The following is a 19824-nucleotide window of genomic DNA, read 5'->3' as shown; positions in this document are numbered from 1 at the left end:
CCCTATATTAAGAAAAGATCTACAAATTCATTTACATTCATATTTTCTAATTTTTCTTCATTTAAACATACTTCATGTATTTTTTCTTGTTGCTTATTAGCATAATGACCAGCGATATTGGCAGAAAACTTCTGTACAATCTTTGGAATCGCTTCATCGCGACGGAAACGGTGTCCTAGTGGATATTCACATTCAACATTTTCTGTTGCTGTGCCATCTTTAAAATGAACTTGTACAGCATTGGCGATTGAGCGCTTGTTCGGATCAAGGTAATCCAAACTATATTGTTTATTTTCTACAACAACCATCTTATTTCGCAATTCATCTACGCGAGGATTAGAAGCTGCTTCGTCCTCATAATCATCCGCAACGATATCCCCTTTTAATAAACCAATTGCAGTAATGTATTGCAAGCAATGATCACGATCAGCTGGATTATTTAATGGTCCTTCTTTATCAATAATACGAATAGCTGACTCATGTGTCGTAATCGTAATACGATCAATTTCATCCAATCGACCCTTCACTTCTGGATGTAATTTCACTGCGCATTCAGCTGCAGTTTGCGCATGGAATTCTGCTGGATAGGATACTTTAAATAATACATTTTCCATGACATAAGAATCTAAAGGTCTTGCTAGTTTTAATTCTTGTTTATTAAATAGTACATCTTGGAATCCCCATCCTGGTGCAGATAATGCTGTTGGATACCCCATCTCTCCTTTTAATGCAGTAAGAGCAAGGTGAACACCGCGGCTCGTTGCATCCCCAGCTGCCCAAGACTTACGAGAACCTGTATTTGGAGCGTGACGGTATGTACGAAGACTAGAATTATCAATCCATGCGTGAGAAAGTGCGTTAAAGATTTCCTCGCGTGTACCACCAAGCATTTTCGTAACAACTGCCGTTGTTGCCACTTTTACATATAAGACATGATCTAGACCGACGCGATTTAAACTATTTTCTAATGCAAGGACACCTTGAATCTCATGAGCTTTAATCATCATTTCCAGTATATCTTTTACTTTTAAAGGTTCTTTTCCTTCCGAAATGCGAACGCGGCTCATATAATCTGCAACAGCTAAAATACCTCCTAAATTATCTGATGGATGTCCCCATTCTGCCGCAAGCCATGTATCGTTATAATCTAACCACCGAATCATACATCCAATATTAAATGCACCTTTTACTGGATCTAATACATAAGATGTACCTGGTACACGTGTGCCATTTGGTACGATTGTTCCTGGTACAACCGGTCCAAGTAATTTCGTACACTCTGGATATTGTAATGCTAAAATACCGCATCCAAGTGTATCAAGTAGTACATAGCGCGCTGTGCTGAATGCTTCTTCACTTGTCACCTCTTTATTTAATACATAGTCCGTAATCTCTTCTAAAATTGCATCTTTTTGTTTAATTTCATTTGTTTTAATCACGCTATCCTTCCCTTTCTGTCGAAAATTCGTTATTATTAAGGATGGGTGTCGGTCAAACACCCATCTGGCGGGCGGCCTTAACAACTCCCCAGTTGTTTTTTATTTGCTAAGCACATGTCGCTCGCCAATATAATTTACACGAGGACGGAACAATCGATTATTTGCATGCTGTTCAATTACGTGCGCACATAAGCCCACCGTTCTTGAACTGAAAAAGATTGGCGTATAGAGTTGAATCGGAATACCGAGCATCCAATACACTGGAGCTGCATAATAATCCAAGTTTGGATAAATTCCTTTTTCCGTCTCCATAATTTTCTCTCCAGCTTCACACATTTCATATAATGTATAATCCCCTTTTACATCACATAATTGTTTTAAAGCCTCTTTCATCATAAGCGCTCTTGGATCCATCTTCTTCATATAGACGCGGTGTCCAAATCCCATAATTTTTTCTTTGTTATACAATTTCTTTTGGAGTAATCCCTCAAACTTTTCAACAGTACCTGCCTCTAACAACATGTACATAACAGCTTCATTTGCACCGCCATGTAAGCTTCCTTTTAAAGATGCCACAGCACCTGTTAAAGCTCCATATAAGTCCGACTGCGTCGATGCGATGACACGAGCTGTAAATGTAGAATTCGGCATTTCGTGCTCACTATATAAAACTAAAGAGCGGTCAAATATCTTTTCTTCAAGTTCAGTCGGCTTCTTACCTGTTAACATATAAAAGAAATTCGCACTATATGACAATTCTTTCAATGGCTGGATAGGCTCTTTATCATTTAAAATATGATAACTATTTGCCACGATATTTGGTACTTTGCTTAACAATTTGTACCCGCGGCTTTTATTTACTTCCAATGAACGATTTTCAATATCATGATCGTAACCAGCTAATGCTGATACCCCTGTACGTAATCCATCCATTGGATGCGTTTCTTTCGGTAATGCTTTCAATACATGAAATACGCCATCTGGCACTTCATATTCTTCTTTTAATTTCTTTTCAAGCGCCTGTTTTTCATCTGCGCTCGGTAAATGTTCTTCCAATAAAAGGTGCACAATATCTAAATATTCTTTCGTCTTTGATAGTTCAATTAAGTCATACCCTTGAATTACGATTTCACCTTTTACTGTGTCAAGAAACGATATTTTTGTCTCGGCTGCAACTACACCGTCTAATCCCGGGGAAAATTTTTCTTCAGCTCTCATTACTATTTCCTCCAATCCTAATAGATCTTTGTGCACATAAATGTAAACCTTTACAACGATAGAAAACTACATTTCTATTTCAATGTATCAGAGTTTTTAGAAGATTTCAATTTATTTTACAACGATAAGTTTCCAGTATTTTTTCTGATGTAACACTACTACTTTTCAAAAATAATATTTACGCTTTTTACAACAAAATATGAAATGATGCTGTTTTATGTTGAACCTAAATATATAGTTTTTTTAGCAAAATCAGGCACAACAAATTAACTTGAATAAGCACATAAAAAAAACGAGTGATACAAATATGTCACTCGTTTTAAAATATTTTTATGTTATTAGGGTTCAAATACAATTTTCATATAAATTTTTTTCGTTTTTAATAAAGTTATTATTTTCTCTATTTCTTCGTCGTTACTTTGATAGTTTTTATTCTTCATGCACCTTTCTTATTCATATAAGAATATACTGTTATATCCTACAATTTAGGAGTGATCACTTATGTATACCTTTCCCGCAAGAATCACAGTAGCAGCTCCCGTGTCCCCTGCTATACATGTCGCATCAGTACATGCCGGCACTTCTGATGTTGGCGTAGCCCTTCCTACAACATGGCAGCATTATCAATCTCCATTGGAAGCAACTCCTTCTTTTTTGCAGCACGGTAATCATTCAACTAGTAGTTCAGGTTATCATCCTCCTCTACATCCTCCGTTACAAATTTTTTATCATTTTCCATCCATATATTTTCAAAACTTTTATGGGACATTCAATATATAATGATTTAGGTAAGGTTATAATCTATTTTCTCATCATTACATTTAAAAATTGAAATTCAACATAAAAACCCCTATAATGCGAATTTATATCGCAATTATAGGGGCTTTTACCAATCATGATGTACTACTCTTTAAGAAAATTTACACTCACTGTCCACCATTTGAGCTAGTTGTCGTTTCTCCTTGGCCTCCACCACTACTTGGTGGTGTATTTCCTTGACCGTTTCCGCTATTTGGCGGCGTCTGATTTCCTTGATTATTTCCATGTCCACTGTTTGATGGCGTTTGATTCCCTTGATTATTTCCGTTTCCACTATTTGGCGGCGTTTGATTCCCTTGATTATTTCCATGTCCACTGTTTGGTGGCGTTTGATTTCCTTGATTATTTCCGTTTTGCTTATTAGCGGCATCTTCTTGTTTTTGTTCATTTTTCTTATTCTCTTCATTTTGTTGTTCTTGCTGTTTTTTCTCTTCTTCTAACTTCTGTTGCTCTTGTTGTTTTTTCTCTTCCTCTAACTTCTGTTGCTCTTGTTGTTTTTTCTCTTCCTCTAGCTTCTGCTGCTCTTGTTGTTTCTCTTGATCATCGTTTTGCTTTTGATCATTTGAGCTTGAATTTGACTTGCTCGGATTTGGAGAAGAATCAGATTTTGCACCTTTTACTCGCAATTCACTTCCCTCTTGAATAACGCTGCTAGGCTTTTTAAATTTCGCCTTACTGGAGCCGAATTCACTCATCATTTCTTTAAAAATAAGCTGAGCAATCTTTGTATTCTTACTGCTAATATAATTTTCTTTGCTATTTTGCATATAGCCAGTCCATACTGCCATTGTATATTCAGAGGTATAACCAGCAAACCAACTGTCACGTGCAGCACTTGATGGCAAATGATATTTCGCTACGTCTTCAGCTGAATAATTTGTTGTTCCCGTCTTACCTGCAATATCTAAAGAACTTACATTTGCTGCTGTACCTGTACCTGATTGAACAACTGAACGTAACATATCGGTAATCATATATGCAGTATAATCTTCCATAACCGTTTTTGCTTTTGATTCAAAACTTTTTGATTTTCCGTCTGGATAAACAACTTCTTTTACAAAGTGTGGTTTTATATATTTTCCACCATTACCGAATGCTGCGTATGCTCCAGCTAATTCTGTTGGTGAGGCTTCATTACTACCAATGGCCGTTGATTCTACTGCCGCTTTATTAAATGGAATTCCTAAACTTTCTGCAAACCCTTGTGCTTTTCGTAAACCAACTTCCTTCGCTGTTTTAATCGCTGGTATGTTTCGAGATAGTTTCAATGCATCGCGCATTGTCATCAAACCTTTATAAGATCGATCCGCATTTTGCACTTGTTGGCCTGTTGAATACTTATATGGCGAGTCATCTAATTGATGATATGTTGGCCATTTTAAATATTCTATTGCTGGACCGTAATCAAAAATTGGTTTCATGGTTGAACCTACAGAGCGATCTAATTCAATAGCCATATTCTTCCCTTTAAATGTAGCTTTATTTTCACCGCGACCACTGCCTATAGCACGAATTTCTCCTGTTTTTGTATCCATAAACGTGAACGCGCTTTGGAATTGATCGTTTGGATAAGCAATAATATTTTCATTTAACAGTTTATCTGCAAAATCTTGTGCTTTTGGATCTAACGTTGTGTAAATAGATAAACCATCTGAGCCAATATTCGCATCTGGTAATTCTTGTTCTACTTCTTTTACTACTGCATCTATAAATGCAGGATACGGCATTTCTGCAATTTGTTTAGCTGGACGTAATCCTTTTGTCACTGGCACTTTTGCAGCTTCTTCCATTTGTTCTTTAGAAATGTAACCATGTCGATTCATAAGACGAAGCACAACATTTCTTCTCTCTGTTGCCTTCTCCACATTTTGTGATTTTGTTGGGTCATAATTGTTCGGTGCTTTTGGTAACCCCGCAAGCATCGCCACTTCTGGTAATGTTAACTCTTTCAATTCCTTACCATAATAGTTTTCTGCTGCTGTTGCGATACCGTATGAACGATTTCCTAAGTTAATTTTGTTTAAATACATCTCTAAAATTTCATGTTTTGAATATTGCTGCTCTAACTTATACGCTAAATATATCTCTTGCGCTTTCCGCTTCGGTGTTTTATCCATAGATAAAAAATAATTCTTAATTACTTGTTGCGTAATTGTACTTCCACCTTGCGATCCATACTCTCCCTTTAAGCTGACTAAAACAGCACGTGCTGTCCCTTTAAAGTCAACCCCACTATGTTCATAAAACCGTGCATCTTCCGTAGCCAAAAATGCATTTTCAACTAACTTTGGTATTTGATCATACGTTACATTTGTTCTTTTTTCTTTTCCGTATTCATATATCAACTTTTTATCTTTATCATAAATTTTTGCTGATAACGGATTAACAAGCTTTGATTTTTCTAATTTAGGGGCATCCTTTATCATAATGAAAAAGGTAGTGACTCCTCCTACAAGCGCTACAATTCCAAATATTAAACAACCAATTAAAAATTTGCGAAAAAACGACGCTTTTTCTTTTCCTTTTTCTGTTCCCTTTCTTTTTTTCACAGCTGGTTGCTTTTTCTTTTGAATTTGTCTTCGCTCTTCTCGAGAACGATAATTTTCTGACATGTTTCTTTCTCCTACCTTTCAATTCTCTCATTGATTTACTTGAAAACAAAATTCAAATATTGCTTGCATTGATAAACATACTATCCTCTTCAAAATAATAATTTTATCAAAAAGCAATCTAAAAGTATAACAAACTCCCATGATAGCTTATACCAATAGCAAAATGCTTTTTGAATTTTTCAATCCCTCTATTAATATTGTTCATTTTTTGAACATAAAATATAAGAGATTACATTTCAAGTGATTCCAGTAAGGTCCCCGCATAAAATCATATGCATTTTTTACATTGATCAAACATCTCCAAATGAAAACATACTCGCAAAGCAAAGGTGACATAAAAATAGCACAACAATATGAACTTCGTGTGAACTCATTAAAAAGCAAGGAGAACAACTCATATTCATACTTAATATACATCATCTATGTATTAGAATTCTACAAAATAGCAGGTTTTTCTCTAGTTAATATTTAAATATATTAAAGAAAGGAGCTGAACAAACGTGACTTTATATCCAGTAATTTCTAAAAACTTAGTCGCTGTCGGTTATAATCCATCATCTATGATTTTACGAATTGAATTTCGAAATGGCACATATGATTTTTTTGACGTCCCAGAAAGCGTTTACAAAGAACTATTAAATGCTCAATCAAAAAGCCACTATCATGACACGTATATAAAAAATTCTTATCGTCACACTAGAGTTTAATATTATTGTGCACGAAAAAAGGAGCGTTACGTCTTATAACGCTCCTTTTTTATTAAGATGAAAGATATTCATAATACCATCCTCTTTCATCTAACCAAGCAGTGAATTTGTCCATTTCTGGATTGCTCATTTTCTCTGTTAATACATACGGATTACCATTCTTTCCTTCAAAAATAATGGTAGCTTTTATATTTCGCTCTACTAAAACTTCAGAAACTTCTTTTATAGCGCCTATACCTAACCCGCCTGTTTTAATTTTTCTTCTTCCATCATCCGCCAATGAAACTCCCCCTCCTACAAACCATGATAAATTTTTATTTCCTATTAAATAATTCAAATCACATTTCCCAATTCCAGGGACATTTCCTGTCTCTGTATATTGCCATATATCACATTCATATGCAGGCTTGTTCCCACCGTAACGTGGCAACCAAAGGAAGTCTGCCTTCACCCCACTTAGTCCATACTTATTATACATATGGTGACTTACATAGAACCCAACTTTCCACCCCGCTGCTTTACACGTCTGAATAAAGGCTTGTGAAGCAGCAGCCAACTGATCTGGACCACAACTTTTAAGTGTATCGTCTTCTACATCTAATACGAGGAACTTCGCATTTGGACTTGTTCGAGCCATAAAGTCCTTTGCTTCTACAATGGCATCTTGTACAGAAACAAAACAGCCATACGCATAAGCACCATGAGGTACACCACGCTTCTCTAAATTTGCAACATAATTTTTATACTGCTCATCTGCTGTTCTTGACCCATATTGTACACGGCATATGGCAAGAGCAATTTGAGGAGCAGCTACATCCCAGTTAATATCACCATTCCATTTCGAAAGATCAACTATATGTTTTTCCATTCTTTCTCTCCTTTCTTAATATCCTATTCAAAATTTTATAGATGGATTGTTCCAATACCTAAGTTTTGTACTACCTTACAACATGTATATAAGTAAAACGACTTGAACTAGGTATAAATCAGTAAGAGTTTCTTCATCCCCCACTAATCCCATAAGATCAACGCCCCTAAACATGAAGATTTTGTGTACGCTGCTATCATTTTATTTCACTTACTCGTACACATTACAAACAAAAAAAGAGTAACGCCTTGTTACTCCACACCTACTATTCCTTTTCCCCTATAGTCTTTCTCATTTTTCACATTGATATATATACAGTGCCTAACTGTCCATTTTTAAATTTTTGTCCCCAATAAAGTTGTATGTATATTCGTAGCTACATTTCTCAAAGAAAACCAATCTTTTAATATATAACAATAAATCATCCTTGTAAAATCTTCATTTCACATGCTTTCTCAGTTTCTCCATTTCATTTTGCAACTTCCGAATTTGATCAAAATGTAATGGAATGGATGCATTAGTATTTCTCTTATGATCTTGCTTTACGAGCAATACACCTGTGTCATAGAAAAATGCTTCTAATCCTTCTCTTATAAAAACTTTCGTAATATGAGCTGTTTTTATAGCGGATAAAATTGCAACTTCATTAAAAAATAATTCGATCTTATTTGGGCAAAATGCTTCTTCTAACAATGTAACTTTATATGCATGAATAAACGCAATAAGACGACTTGATTTAGGATTTGTTAAATCTACTTGTGTAATAATATCATTCATATCATCAGCTTCTCCTTTACGATTGTGTCCCGCATATACCCACTCATTTATTAATTTCATCTTACTCATAGTATAGTCAGAATATCTCAAACTGCATATTCAATCAAGAATTGTGACTTTTTCCTATTAAAATCCTTTAACATTCCTATTGCCTGAATATACTTACGAACCTTTCTAAAGAACAAATCATACTATACATTTAACTATTATTTATAAAGCAGGTGAAAAAATGCCCTCAGTTGTTGCAAATTTAGTTGTTCAAAACAGTAATGGCTCCTTCAATTTAGGTGATTTTTATAATGTCTCGCCAAAAGAAAATACAAAAGCTTATAGTGGTTCAGGTGCTTCTAATGTGGCGGTTGTAGTTAATACTTTTAATGGTATTAGTACAACAAATACGTTTGATTCTGATGTAGCAGATCAAAGTCAATTTGGAACAACTTAACTTCACAATTTATACACAGAGCTACATAACATATATTGCTCTGTGTCACATACATAAAAAAACCCATGAATCATTCATGGGTTTACTTGTTCAAAATCGGATAAAATTTATTTTAAATGTAATGTATACGCGCCATTTCTATTTTCATATTTATAGACATACAAGTAATATTTCCCTGGTTTTGCTCTATATGTCCCTTTAATGACATCACCATCATTTTGACCATATGCTACATAATTTTGCAAATCAGATTCATGATAAAGGAGCCATGTCATTCCGATTTTTCGTTCATTAGATGCAGAAAGTTCAATATTTTGCGGCGAACTAATGTTAAAGGTATATACATCAACATGATCATGATTGTTCAAATTTCCCTTTATCGGCTTATTCATCTCCAAAACATTTGCTTCTGTTAATTGATTATTTGGTTCCTGTTCTACACTCTGTACCATTTGTTGATGCGTAGCGCCCTCTGATTCTAATCTTGCTGGATGAAATCCTAACTTAGATAAGATTGCTTTCAAGTCAGGTAAAACTCCTATTTTATCTGTAACTGGATTTTGAGACTGCGTTCCAGTACTAGGATTACTTAAAATGTCTCTTAACTCTTCCGGTGTATACGGTTGTCCTAAATGTTCTTTGGCGATACCTTGTAATGATGTAGCTGCCCCTGCAATAATCGGCGAAGCGCTCGATGTTCCGTTAAAGGAAGACGTATACAAGTTAGTTGCCTCTCTACTTGGTTCCGCATGCGTTGTATCTACATGTTCTCCCCATCCGTATGTATCAATTCTACTTCCATAATTAGAAAACCATAGCCGTTTATGCGGAAATGTTGATGAACTTGCTCCTACCATAATAGCACCTGAATCTTTAAAATCCGGACTATTACGATTTAAAACTTGTTTACCATCTCTGTCCCGAAATTGATCCAGATCATTCCCGCCATTAGCCCCTGCCTCAATGATGACGATTCCTTTATTTGTTCCGGCACGAATTGCATCAAATACATCTGGTTGCACTTCTACAGGTAAATATTTATTTCCATATCCATCATAAGAAGACTGTGCCTCTAGTAATAAAATATCGCCAGGTTGTAAATCATTCACAGCACTTAATATCGCATCAGCTGTATTATAATCACCATTATTGCGTATTTGAGAGATTACTTTCACTCTTGCTTTTGGCGCAATACCTATATTACCAATCTCATTATCTACTGCGGAAACAATTCCTAATACAGAAGTTCCATGACCAACATGCTAATTTATATTTTGACCAGACATCAGTTCAATCTTTTGTTGTACTAAGTCCTCATGATTTAATAACCAACCATATTCCATATCTACAAAGGTTGTTCCTTTTCCATCTCCACCTTTAATACTCCATGCATAAGTCGCATTAATGCCATATGGTGCTGCTGCAAGATATCCCTGTTTTCCAAATCTAGGATCGTCATATGGATGAAGGGAAAGATGATTAGGCATTTCAGGTGGTGCTAACTGTTCTTTTTCTTGTACATACGCATCCTCTATAAGAGGAGATTTTTTTAGTTTCTGTAATACACTTTTTTCTTCTACATCATTAGGAACTTGTAACATATAATAGTTTAATAAACTAGCAGATGATTGATTGTCATGTCCTTTTACATTCTTATCGATATTTTGAATCTCATTTGGATTCAAAGATGTGAATAAACGCCGCAATGTAAATGTTGGAAATTCATTAAAAAATTGATTTAATACTACATCCTTTTTTTCACTTATAATTCGTTTCTCAACTCCATCTTCATAAGGGAATTGATTATCATTTTTAAACTTTATAATCATTCGTTTTCCATTCACTTCTACTTGTTGATCTGCATAATGCTTTTCACTCGCATACACTGTATTTTCAATCGTTCCAAATCCTATTTCCTCTACTCCTGTACAAATTGTAAGTGCAACTGTAGAAAGAAATATTCCTTTTAAAATCTTTTTCATTTCATCCTCTACCTTCTTTTCGTCTATATATTATCCATAAATATAAATGTTTTAATATATAAATTATAGTGAACAGCAAGTTGAACCACAATCTATTTTTATATGCAATTTTTCATACGAAATTGTTCATTGTATAAAATACAAGTTTAATCTTTTTTCCGATTTCCTCTAGATAATTCATTTGTTGTATCACTTCTACCCTTTGATTATTTTTTTAATCTACAATATGTACTTTTCACTCATAAAAATATCATAACTAACTCATACTATATGGAAAAAGGATGTATATACGATGAAGGTTTTTCTAAAATACACGACATTATGTATAGGATTCATTATAGGCGGGATATTGGTACTCTCTTTATTATTTTTATAACTATACAGCCTTACATCGAACTGCCTGAAAATATATTCAAATACATTTTTTCAAGAAGCTGTATAATAATTAAAATTTTGAGCATTATATAAATAAGCTGTAAAACAGCTATAGTCGATTTTGTGAGTACCTAATCTTTTTTCTCCCTTTCCCTGGGGCCAAGCAGCTAGCTATCAACTAGCTGCTTTTCATTTGTAAAAATATATTTATACCGTATGCTAGATACACATTTATAAGAAAAATGACAGTTTATCTTTGTTCATAAAATCGTAAAATCTATATATAGATTTTTACCATTAATATGTTAAACTTTTAATGTCCAAACCACATTATTTTTTGCAGTTTTATCCTCTAGAAAGTCCTAGCTTGGCAGTAGCTAGGACTTTCTATGTTCAATCCAATAGAAATTTTAGTCATTCCATATTTTCTAAAGTTTGCGACATATTAACTAACCAATCATACCTAATTTCCTATGAGTGAGAATTGTATTTTGCAATAAACGGATTCTTCTTCACGATGCGGTTTACATTCGCGATTGTATTTGCCAGTAAAATTTGTCCCGCTATTTTAAGGCAGTAAGACTCCCTCCTCATAAACGAATTGAAGATGGGATAGTTCAATTTAGAAATGAATGAGATTGTTCAAAAGCATAAATCATATCTTTCTTGCTTTTCTCTAAGTCAATCTCGCTGCCCGTTAGCACCGGAGAAGATGATATGAAGAACCTTATTTCTCGTCCATACAGAATGACAAATTTCTTAAACAAGATAACTCCTCTTTATAATCCCCTATTGAATTTTATAATATTACAATGTAATATTATATTGTCTTACTATCTATTTATTAACTCACACACTAACTAGAAAAGGAATCCAACTCGGATTCCTTTTCTATGTAACAAATACCACATTATGATTTATAAAACATATTTACCAACTATCGATCCATCTTCTCGGCATAATGGCTTTTTATTTTTAGTGTCAATCATCACACTGATTTCTCTACCCTTACAATCGATAAATGTTATTTCTTCTTTATTCTCCATCACGATACCTCCTTCTCATTACGCTATAAACATTTTAGTTACAAATGAGAAAAAGGAACGTTGTACCACTAAATTTCCATGCATCTTTTACATCCACAAAAGCAATAATGATTGTACAAATGCTTCTATAGTCAGTCACCTATTTCCCCTTCATTAATACCCTATATATTATTGTATTGCATATAGGGGGGATAAAACGTGATGATACTTTATGATAAAGAGATGTTACAGGAAGATCGTGCTAATGTCCCGAAGTGGCAGCAAGACGTATTTCATTCTTTTGTTCGTAAAATGACAAACACACACCGGCCTTTTCCTTGCATTCCTGCACAGAAAGGTTTTTTATCTAATCATTTGAGATATGGATTTATCGGTGATCCTAGAAAAGAGACTACTAGTAAAGAATTGGCTCATTTACTAAAAGCATACGCAAAACACTCTAAAGATTTAGGTAATTATACCTCTCTTATTGTTTTTATTGAAACCCCAACAAAAATTCGTACAAAAGCTACAGTGACAGACTACGAAAATTGGTATTGGTCCCTTCTTAACCAAACAAGTAAATTAGATGAAAAAGAATGGCCTGAACATGTTCCAAGTGATCCTATGAAGAACACGTGGGAATTTTGCTTTCATGAAGAACCATATTTTGTTTACTGCGCTACTCCCGCTCATGTTAAAAGACAAAGTAGATCTTTTCCATGCATGATGCTTGCTATTACCCCAAGGTGGGTATTGCAAGAAATAATGAAACCGAAAAGGCTAAGCGAAAAGCTGAAACAGGCGATACGAAAACGTTTATATTCTTATGATACAGCTCCAATCCACCCCTCTCTTAAATGGTATGGTGAAAAAGAAAACTATGAATGGCAGCAATATTTTTTACGTGACGATGAAACCATTCCATCAAAATGTCCCTTTTCGAGAGCCATGAAATATTTAAATAACAATCAGTCATAATGAATCTCATCATATAGGAAGAAAACTTCTATCAGGAAATTACATGTTAAAGAAGTGAAAAACCAGATTGTATCGCTTTTTTGTGATACAATCTGGTTTTTTTGACATATTATTTAGTTGTACAAACATGAATAGCCGAATACCAATAAGTATACATAAAATTCAGCAACCCTAGATGGGAGGAACTTATTTGTATGAGTATCTTTTTAAGTTATATCTTTTTAGGTTTATCCTTATCAGCTCCAATTGGGCCTATTAATGCCGCACAAATGGACAAAGGAATTAAATATGGATTTTTTCATTCTTGGGTGCTAGGAATTGGCGCCTTAATCGCAGATCTTATTTATATGCTACTTATCTATTTTGGAGTTGTGCACTTTCTTCAGACCGATATCGTAAAACTATTTTTATGGTCTTTCGGAACTTTTGTTTTATTCTATACAGGAATAGAAAGTTTAAAATCCGCCAATGAAATTACAATTACGAATCATAGAAGCAAAGAATCCATTGTAAAAACTTTTTTCTCTGGTTTCTTCATGTCGTTATCAAATCCAATCAGCATCTTATTTTGGATTGGTATATTTGGCTCCATCTTAGCAAAAACTGCTTCTTCATACGACAACGATCAGCTTCTTCTTTATAGCCTAGGCATTATTTTAGGAATTTTTTTATGGGATATTACTATGGCCACTATATCCAGTTCTTTTCGTAATATACTGAACTTACGTGTTCTATCCTTATTAACAATTTTATCGGGTTTATCGCTAATTGGATACGGAATATACTTTGGTTTTCAAGTATATCAAATTATTTTTCATTGACCCCAGCTCCTTAAACAAAGAAAAGGCAACGATATAGAAATGCGTGAGTATGATGTATGACAAACCTAGCCATATATCTAGAAATCTTAGGCTTATGATCCGCCTTGGGCATAAAGTGAAGCTTATAATCGGCAGGAGTTCACTGATTATAAGCTCTCACCTATCTTCCTTGCTTCTCTTTGAATCTTAAAGTAGGAGTCTTACTGCCCGGATAAGCGCAACAAATAATCCATATTTTCCTTACTTCTCATCAAAACGTTCTATATCATCATCTAAATATGTATGAGCTAGCTTTTCAATCACATCTATAACATCATACGCCTTCATTTCGTGCTTTGCTACCAATTCACTACCTACAGAAATTTCAACTTTAAACACTTCTTCATGCTTCATTTAGTCTACTCCTTACAGAAGTTTTTTTGATACACTCTTTTCATATAAGTCTAGTCTCCCCTGTCCTTTTCTCTTTATTCCATTTATATATGAACTGTAAAGTTATATCGTATATGTATCATCTAGTGAAATGGATATCAAAAAACATATTAAGATTAGTAGCAGAGACCACGGCTATGGTCTGTGCTACTATTTTTTATAGTAGAAGTGAAGAATAAATTGGGGCAGCTCGTTAACACGAATATACATTCTTCTCTGAAATACTTTCCATACTATAGCTTAAGAAAGTACCTTTTCTTCAAGAACTTCTGTGTGGGTATAAATAAAATTTCCAATCATTTGATTCAACTCTGTAGCCGCTTTTGTCGGAATTTGATGTTTTGTATGATGAATAAATCTCAGTTCATTATATGGTAACTTTTCATGCAATATATTCGCATGACTATAAAATGTTTTATCTTTTTCTCCATAAACTAATAACACCGGTAGATGGATATTTTGAAGCTGGTGGGTACAATTGTAATGCAAGCTATAACGATAATATTCCTCAATATTTTTCGCATTACCATTTCGAGATTCTCGAAACATTTTTTTAAACAATGTCATTTTATTAGAATTTCCCCACGAAATAGCAAATGCTAAAAATGAAATGGCTTTTATCTTTGCTAAATTTACACCGAGAGAGATTTTATTTTTTAAATATCCTTGACGTACCTCTGACATTCCACCTATTAGTATGCCTCCTAAGGACCTTTCTGCATAAGTTAACAAAAACTCAAGTGCCACAGAGCTCCCTGTTGAATATCCACATATAAAAGCATTTTTTATTTTTAAATGATCTAATAAGGCTTTCATATCTTTCGCAATTAATGAATAAGTTATAGGTTCCCTCGAACTAAAACTTTTCCCATGTCCTCTAATATCAAAAACGATTACTTTAAAATGTTTAGATAGCTCCTCTATTTGATACTCAAAATTTGAATGCGTCAATATCGGCGGATGAATAAAAAGGATAGGAGTCCCTTTTCCTTTCACTACATAATAAAGACTACTACCGTCTACATCTAACATCGGCATGTATGGGATCACCTCGATTGTTTGTAATTATCTTACATAAGCGACTCATTTCAATCTACTTCAGTTTTTATCATTCGCCTTTATGAAAAGAAATATGTTTCTTTTCTGTACCGTTTATAGCACAGAACACATTTTCATTTTTATGCTTTTCAACATTATGGACTAAGAAATATTTAGAAAGAAAATAGTTAAATAAAAAATGATGTTTCATGAAATATTATGACATAAAGAAGGTGAATCATTTGAAGAAGCTTTTCATTTTATATATATTGTTCTCGATTTTAACAGGCTGTTCTACACAACAACCTCCGATAGAAAAACATCAATTTGATGTTACAAATAAAGGAAGTAAACCGATAAAAAATGTAAATTATCGAACATCTCAAACGGATTCTTCGCAGCCTTCAGCTCCTTCCATTAAAAATAAAATCATTTTAGATGTACCACTAATACCTCAAAAACCAGAACTAAAATATGGTTGTGAAGTGACAAGCCTAGCAATGGTATTACAGTATGCAGGCATAAAAGTGAATAAAATGCAATTAGCTAACAGTGTAAAAAAAGATCCTACCCCCATTTCGATAGGTAAAAATGGAGATATTATTCAATGGGGAGATCCTCAAAAAGGTTTTGTGGGAGATATAACTGGAAAAAGGAAAGGGTATGCTGTCTATGCTGGGCCTTTACAAGAATTGATGGAGTATTATCTCCCCCATCGTACAGTGAACTTAACAGGAAAAACATTTAATGATGTGCTTGCTCAAATTAAAATAGGTAGGCCTGTAGTCGTTTGGACAACGGGAGATTACAAACTTCCAGATAGATGGGAATCTTGGAAGCATGGGAATAAACAAATTAAAACTCCTCTAGATTTGCATGCCGTTGTACTAATTGGATTTGAAGACGAGCATGTTTATATTAATGATCCTTTAACTGCAAAGAAAGCACATAAAGTGAATAAAAAAACGTTTATACAATCTTGGGAAGCGTTAAGAAAACAAGCATTATCTTATCGTTAATAAAAGGCAGTGGAATTTCTTTCTATCCCTCATAAATCAAGCTACCCATACTAAAAAATGATTGCACATAACATAAAAAGAATCCTAAAATGGGATTCTTTTTATGTTATTCATTATGTAATTATATCCATTTATATAATCTTTTTCTTCCTAACACCAATACTTTTAAACCATCACACAGCATAAAAAATCCAACCACCAAATTCCTATTATTCAACTTCTGTATGATTCACTTTCCATATAAACGTTTTATTCTCTCAACAGCTATACTAATTGAACTTCCAATGAATGCGCTTCCTATAATATCGAATGGATAATGATGCCCTAACCAAATTCTTGAGAAACCTGTTAAAATGGCTAAAATCCACATGACAACTCCAAATAAACGCTCACGAAGTAAGATAGAAGTCGCTAAGGCAAATGCTACAACTGTATGTTTACTAGGAAATGAGGAATTCTTTTTAGCCGGAATAAGTAAACGCACAGGATGTATAATAAATGGACGTGGTTTAAAATAAAGAAACTGAATGAAACGATTTACAAATAAAGCAGCTCCTACCGATATACCAGCAAACAATATACGTTTTCGACACCTATTATTTCTAAACCACATGATAAGTAATAAAAAAATGTAAAGAAATCGAGCTTTTTGCGAAATAAATACCATAAATGCATCTAAGCTCGAATTACGACCAGCTAATCCATTAATAACTTTAAAGATCCTGTAATTCATTTAAATTCTCCCCTTTTTCTTTCAGATCCTATAATGGGTATCATCCCCATATGAAATAGAAGTATGCGATTTCGCTCACGTTCTTATTCATTGAGATAAATCCCCTTGTGATATTACGTCTATTCCAAATATACGTACCCCCGTCTCTATCACACTGGATTGAACGTATAATAAAAGCAACATTCATTTTATTAGGAGTTTGCTTATCTTTCTTAAAAAATGATGACCAACATAAAAAAGTCAGCTTCTATATTGGAGCTGACTTTCATCATGAACGATTCATTTCTCCCATAAAAGAAAAAGACAAGTACATACATGACGCAAAGGAGAGTTTTTATAATATATTATGTAGTTCCACATATTCTATGACTCCGCCTTCCATATCATTACCGGAAGCCGTTTAAATGAACAACTTTTCTTTTCTCATCATAAGAAAGCTACAATGATAATCGGCAATTTCATCCATCTATCACTAGAGACACGAGCTTTCTTTTTTTGGAAATCTGTAGGAGTTATTGATATCATATCCCATCCATTCTTTGGCAGAAAAATCCTTCATCTGTCTTCCATTCCGCATATAATACATCCTTAAACTTTGTAATCCCTCTTTGTTTAATCTGTTTTAAAAGCCAATTTTCATCAAACCCTGCTTCTCTTAAATTATCCTTAATAACCTCTCCATCACTGATTAATGAAATCGGCATATATACTGCTTTCTGTTTTAAACTTAAATCTTTAATTGTAGGAGATGCATATTGAGGCTTTTTTAGGACGCTGATTTTCCCATTTGGTTCTAAAATCATATACTCTACTTCCCTAATCGAGAAAATATCTTTTTGTTGTCGCAACATTTGTTGTAGCTGGTTCAGATCTAAGTGATTCGCACTTAATTGTTCTCTGTCAATATGTCCATTCCGTATAAGGATAGAAGGATGCCCTTCAAACACATTTCTTGCCTTTCGCCATTTTTGTGTCAATACTTCTATCGTATAAATTAATATAATCCATATAAATACAGCGTATAAAATAGACCATACCTTCACTTTAGGATCATAAATAGAATTTCCAACAAGCTCACCGAGAACAATCGCAGAAATAAAATCAAAGGGAGTCAGTTGAGAAATCTGCATTTTCCCTAACAATTTAGTAGCAATTAATAAAACGAAAAAACCGACTAGAAGTTCTATGGTCGTTTGTCCGATATGCTCCATATGAAATGTCACCTCATAAAATCATTTTATATACAAAAATATATAACTAAAACGAATTATCCATTTCATAAAATATAATGAACAGCACAATCACTTCATTTATTTTCACTAAAGAGACAGCAGGCTTTATTCGGCCATATCATTATTTATTAATTCTTTTAGGATTTGTGACGGTTCTTTCATCATGAGCTGTTGCTGATAGTTTGTTATACATTCTTGATAACGTTGGAATCGATTTTTATTTTGAAAAAAGGAGTATAATTGCTCCTCAAGAGTTTCTCTTTCACCTGCCACCTTGTTTAGCTGGATAATTACCCCTAACTGTTTTAGCTGCTGTAAATTAATTTCCTCTTGTCCTGGTAATACATGATATATAAAAATCGGTTTTCTTTTAAATAAACTTTCACTAATTGTAACTCCTCCTGGCTTTGTAATAATGGCGTCTATTAGGTCATAAAGTTTGTTCATTTCTTCTCTACTTGTAATATATGGTAAAGGAATAATATAATCTCGTTGTAATCGTTGAATTTTTTGATATAATCTTTTATTTTTCCCGCATAACACATAAAAATAAATGCTTGTTTCCATTCCTATTCGGTCTATTAATTCTTCTATTGCTCCAACTCCTAAACTTCCACCGGTAATTAAGACTGACAATGTAGAAGATGGAACATTTTCTACATGCTCTGTTTGTTTTTTTATTTTTCTATGAATGGGAATTCCTGTAATAAAAATCTGTTCATTATGTATCCCTTTATTTTGTAAAAACTCTTTCATATAACGGGATGGAACAAAATGAAAATCAATATGTGTAATCCCCCATCCTTGGTGAATAAAGTAGTCCGTATATACATTGATAACAGGGATTTTTAGCTCACCTTTTTCTTTTAAATAATTTAATATATAAGAAGGCAATGCATGCGTACAAACAATTAGATCAGGTCGTTTTTCTTTTATTAACTTTCTCATGAATGGGACAAACAAAATTTCGTATAATCGATACCGTTTCTGCTCTTCTTCGTTTTTGTAAACAAAAGCTTTGTATATCTTGTTGTAAAAATCCGGAAATATTTCAATCCACTTTAAATACATGTTGGAAACGAATGTCTCTACTTTCCCATAACTATATGAGAGAATATCCACTTGATCGCATTTTATATGAAATTGATCCTTCTGTATTCCCTCGATTAATGCATTTGCAACTTGATAATGTCCTGATGAGATTTGTAAAAATGGCAAAAATAAGATCTTTTTTTGCGTTACATGTTGTTCCATAAAGCACCTCTTGCCATAACAATTAATAATATATTTTTCATTATTTT

The 19824-nt window shown here is 33.7% G+C and carries 17 protein-coding genes and 1 pseudogene; 6 read left to right on the top strand and 12 right to left on the bottom strand.

Going from position 1 to position 19824, the window contains the following annotated elements:
* Window positions 1-2 precede the first annotated feature (2 nt).
* Both prpD and mmgD read right to left on the bottom strand, forming a co-directional pair.
* Window positions 3-1439 (bottom strand): 2-methylcitrate dehydratase, encoded by a 1437-nt coding sequence (gene prpD / locus MR058_RS04835; RefSeq protein ID WP_313949160.1) that lies wholly within the window; start codon window positions 1437-1439, stop codon window positions 3-5.
* Window positions 1440-1538: 99 nt separating this feature from the next.
* Entirely contained in the window at window positions 1539-2657 is a 1119-nt protein-coding gene (mmgD, locus tag MR058_RS04830) for a citrate synthase (protein ID WP_242142906.1), read from the bottom strand.
* Between the two features lie 501 nt (window positions 2658-3158).
* On the opposite strand from mmgD, the gene MR058_RS04825 reads away from it, so the two are divergent.
* Complete coding sequence (locus MR058_RS04825; protein ID WP_242142905.1) at window positions 3159-3437, top strand: hypothetical protein; 279 nt, start codon at window positions 3159-3161, stop codon at window positions 3435-3437.
* A 146-nt stretch (window positions 3438-3583) separates the two neighbouring features.
* Here MR058_RS04825 and MR058_RS04820 read toward each other — a convergent pair whose 3' ends face one another.
* A complete protein-coding gene (locus MR058_RS04820) occupies window positions 3584-6088 on the bottom strand; it encodes a transglycosylase domain-containing protein (protein WP_242142904.1) in 2505 nt (834 codons plus the stop codon).
* Window positions 6089-6588: 500 nt separating this feature from the next.
* Here MR058_RS04820 and MR058_RS04815 point away from each other — a divergent pair, with 500 nt between their 5' ends.
* Window positions 6589-6795: a KTSC domain-containing protein gene (locus MR058_RS04815; RefSeq protein ID WP_242142903.1), complete on the top strand. Its 207-nt coding sequence runs from the start codon at window positions 6589-6591 to the stop codon at window positions 6793-6795.
* Window positions 6796-6847: 52 nt separating this feature from the next.
* Here the strand turns inward: MR058_RS04815 and MR058_RS04810 are convergent, their stop codons facing one another.
* Both MR058_RS04810 and MR058_RS04805 read right to left on the bottom strand, forming a co-directional pair.
* Window positions 6848-7663, bottom strand: coding sequence for a GH25 family lysozyme (locus MR058_RS04810; protein WP_242142902.1), 816 nt, complete (start codon window positions 7661-7663; stop codon window positions 6848-6850).
* A gap of 438 nt (window positions 7664-8101) precedes the next feature.
* Window positions 8102-8440 carry a hypothetical protein gene (locus MR058_RS04805; RefSeq protein ID WP_242143494.1) on the bottom strand — a complete coding sequence of 113 codons (339 nt, stop codon included), beginning with the start codon at window positions 8438-8440 and terminating at the stop codon, window positions 8102-8104.
* Window positions 8441-8669: 229 nt separating this feature from the next.
* On the opposite strand from MR058_RS04805, the gene MR058_RS04800 reads away from it, so the two are divergent.
* Window positions 8670-8885: a spore germination protein gene (locus MR058_RS04800; protein ID WP_242142901.1), complete on the top strand. Its 216-nt coding sequence runs from the start codon at window positions 8670-8672 to the stop codon at window positions 8883-8885.
* 107 nt (window positions 8886-8992) lie between these two features.
* On the opposite strand, the pseudogene MR058_RS04795 reads toward MR058_RS04800, so the two are convergent.
* Window positions 8993-10867, bottom strand: a pseudogene (locus MR058_RS04795) (S8 family peptidase).
* Between the two features lie 1292 nt (window positions 10868-12159).
* Window positions 12160-12288, bottom strand: a complete 129-nt coding sequence (locus MR058_RS23270; RefSeq protein ID WP_277926453.1) for a hypothetical protein — start codon at window positions 12286-12288, stop codon at window positions 12160-12162.
* A 198-nt stretch (window positions 12289-12486) separates the two neighbouring features.
* Here MR058_RS23270 and MR058_RS04790 point away from each other — a divergent pair, with 198 nt between their 5' ends.
* Both MR058_RS04790 and MR058_RS04785 read left to right on the top strand, forming a co-directional pair.
* A complete protein-coding gene (locus tag MR058_RS04790; protein WP_242142900.1) occupies window positions 12487-13248 on the top strand; it encodes a YqcI/YcgG family protein in 762 nt (253 codons plus the stop codon).
* A gap of 194 nt (window positions 13249-13442) precedes the next feature.
* Complete coding sequence (locus MR058_RS04785; protein WP_242142899.1) at window positions 13443-14069, top strand: LysE family transporter; 627 nt, start codon at window positions 13443-13445, stop codon at window positions 14067-14069.
* A 240-nt stretch (window positions 14070-14309) separates the two neighbouring features.
* Here the strand turns inward: MR058_RS04785 and MR058_RS04780 are convergent, their stop codons facing one another.
* Window positions 14310-14462, bottom strand: coding sequence for a hypothetical protein (locus MR058_RS04780; protein ID WP_242142898.1), 153 nt, complete (start codon window positions 14460-14462; stop codon window positions 14310-14312).
* A 279-nt stretch (window positions 14463-14741) separates the two neighbouring features.
* Complete coding sequence (locus tag MR058_RS04775) at window positions 14742-15539, bottom strand: alpha/beta fold hydrolase (RefSeq protein ID WP_242142897.1); 798 nt, start codon at window positions 15537-15539, stop codon at window positions 14742-14744.
* 242 nt (window positions 15540-15781) lie between these two features.
* On the opposite strand from MR058_RS04775, the gene MR058_RS04770 reads away from it, so the two are divergent.
* Entirely contained in the window at window positions 15782-16558 is a 777-nt protein-coding gene (locus MR058_RS04770) for a C39 family peptidase (RefSeq protein ID WP_242142896.1), read from the top strand.
* Window positions 16559-16787: 229 nt separating this feature from the next.
* Here MR058_RS04770 and MR058_RS04765 read toward each other — a convergent pair whose 3' ends face one another.
* The 3 genes from MR058_RS04765 to MR058_RS04755 all read right to left on the bottom strand — a co-directional run bounded on the left by MR058_RS04765 (window position 16788) and on the right by MR058_RS04755 (window position 19777).
* Window positions 16788-17291, bottom strand: a complete 504-nt coding sequence (locus MR058_RS04765; protein ID WP_242142895.1) for an undecaprenyl-diphosphatase — start codon at window positions 17289-17291, stop codon at window positions 16788-16790.
* Window positions 17292-17812: 521 nt separating this feature from the next.
* Complete coding sequence (locus MR058_RS04760; RefSeq protein ID WP_242142894.1) at window positions 17813-18502, bottom strand: YetF domain-containing protein; 690 nt, start codon at window positions 18500-18502, stop codon at window positions 17813-17815.
* 126 nt (window positions 18503-18628) lie between these two features.
* On the bottom strand, window positions 18629-19777 hold the full coding sequence (locus MR058_RS04755; protein WP_242142893.1) for an MGDG synthase family glycosyltransferase: 1149 nt from the start codon (window positions 19775-19777) through the stop codon (window positions 18629-18631).
* Window positions 19778-19824: the final 47 nt, after the last annotated feature.

Origin of the sequence: Bacillus cereus group sp. BfR-BA-01430 (assembly GCF_022663115.1) — a bacterium.
Lineage (GTDB): Bacteria > Bacillota > Bacilli > Bacillales > Bacillaceae_G > Bacillus_A > Bacillus_A cereus_BD.
This window is presented reverse-complemented; position numbering and strand designations above follow the sequence as displayed.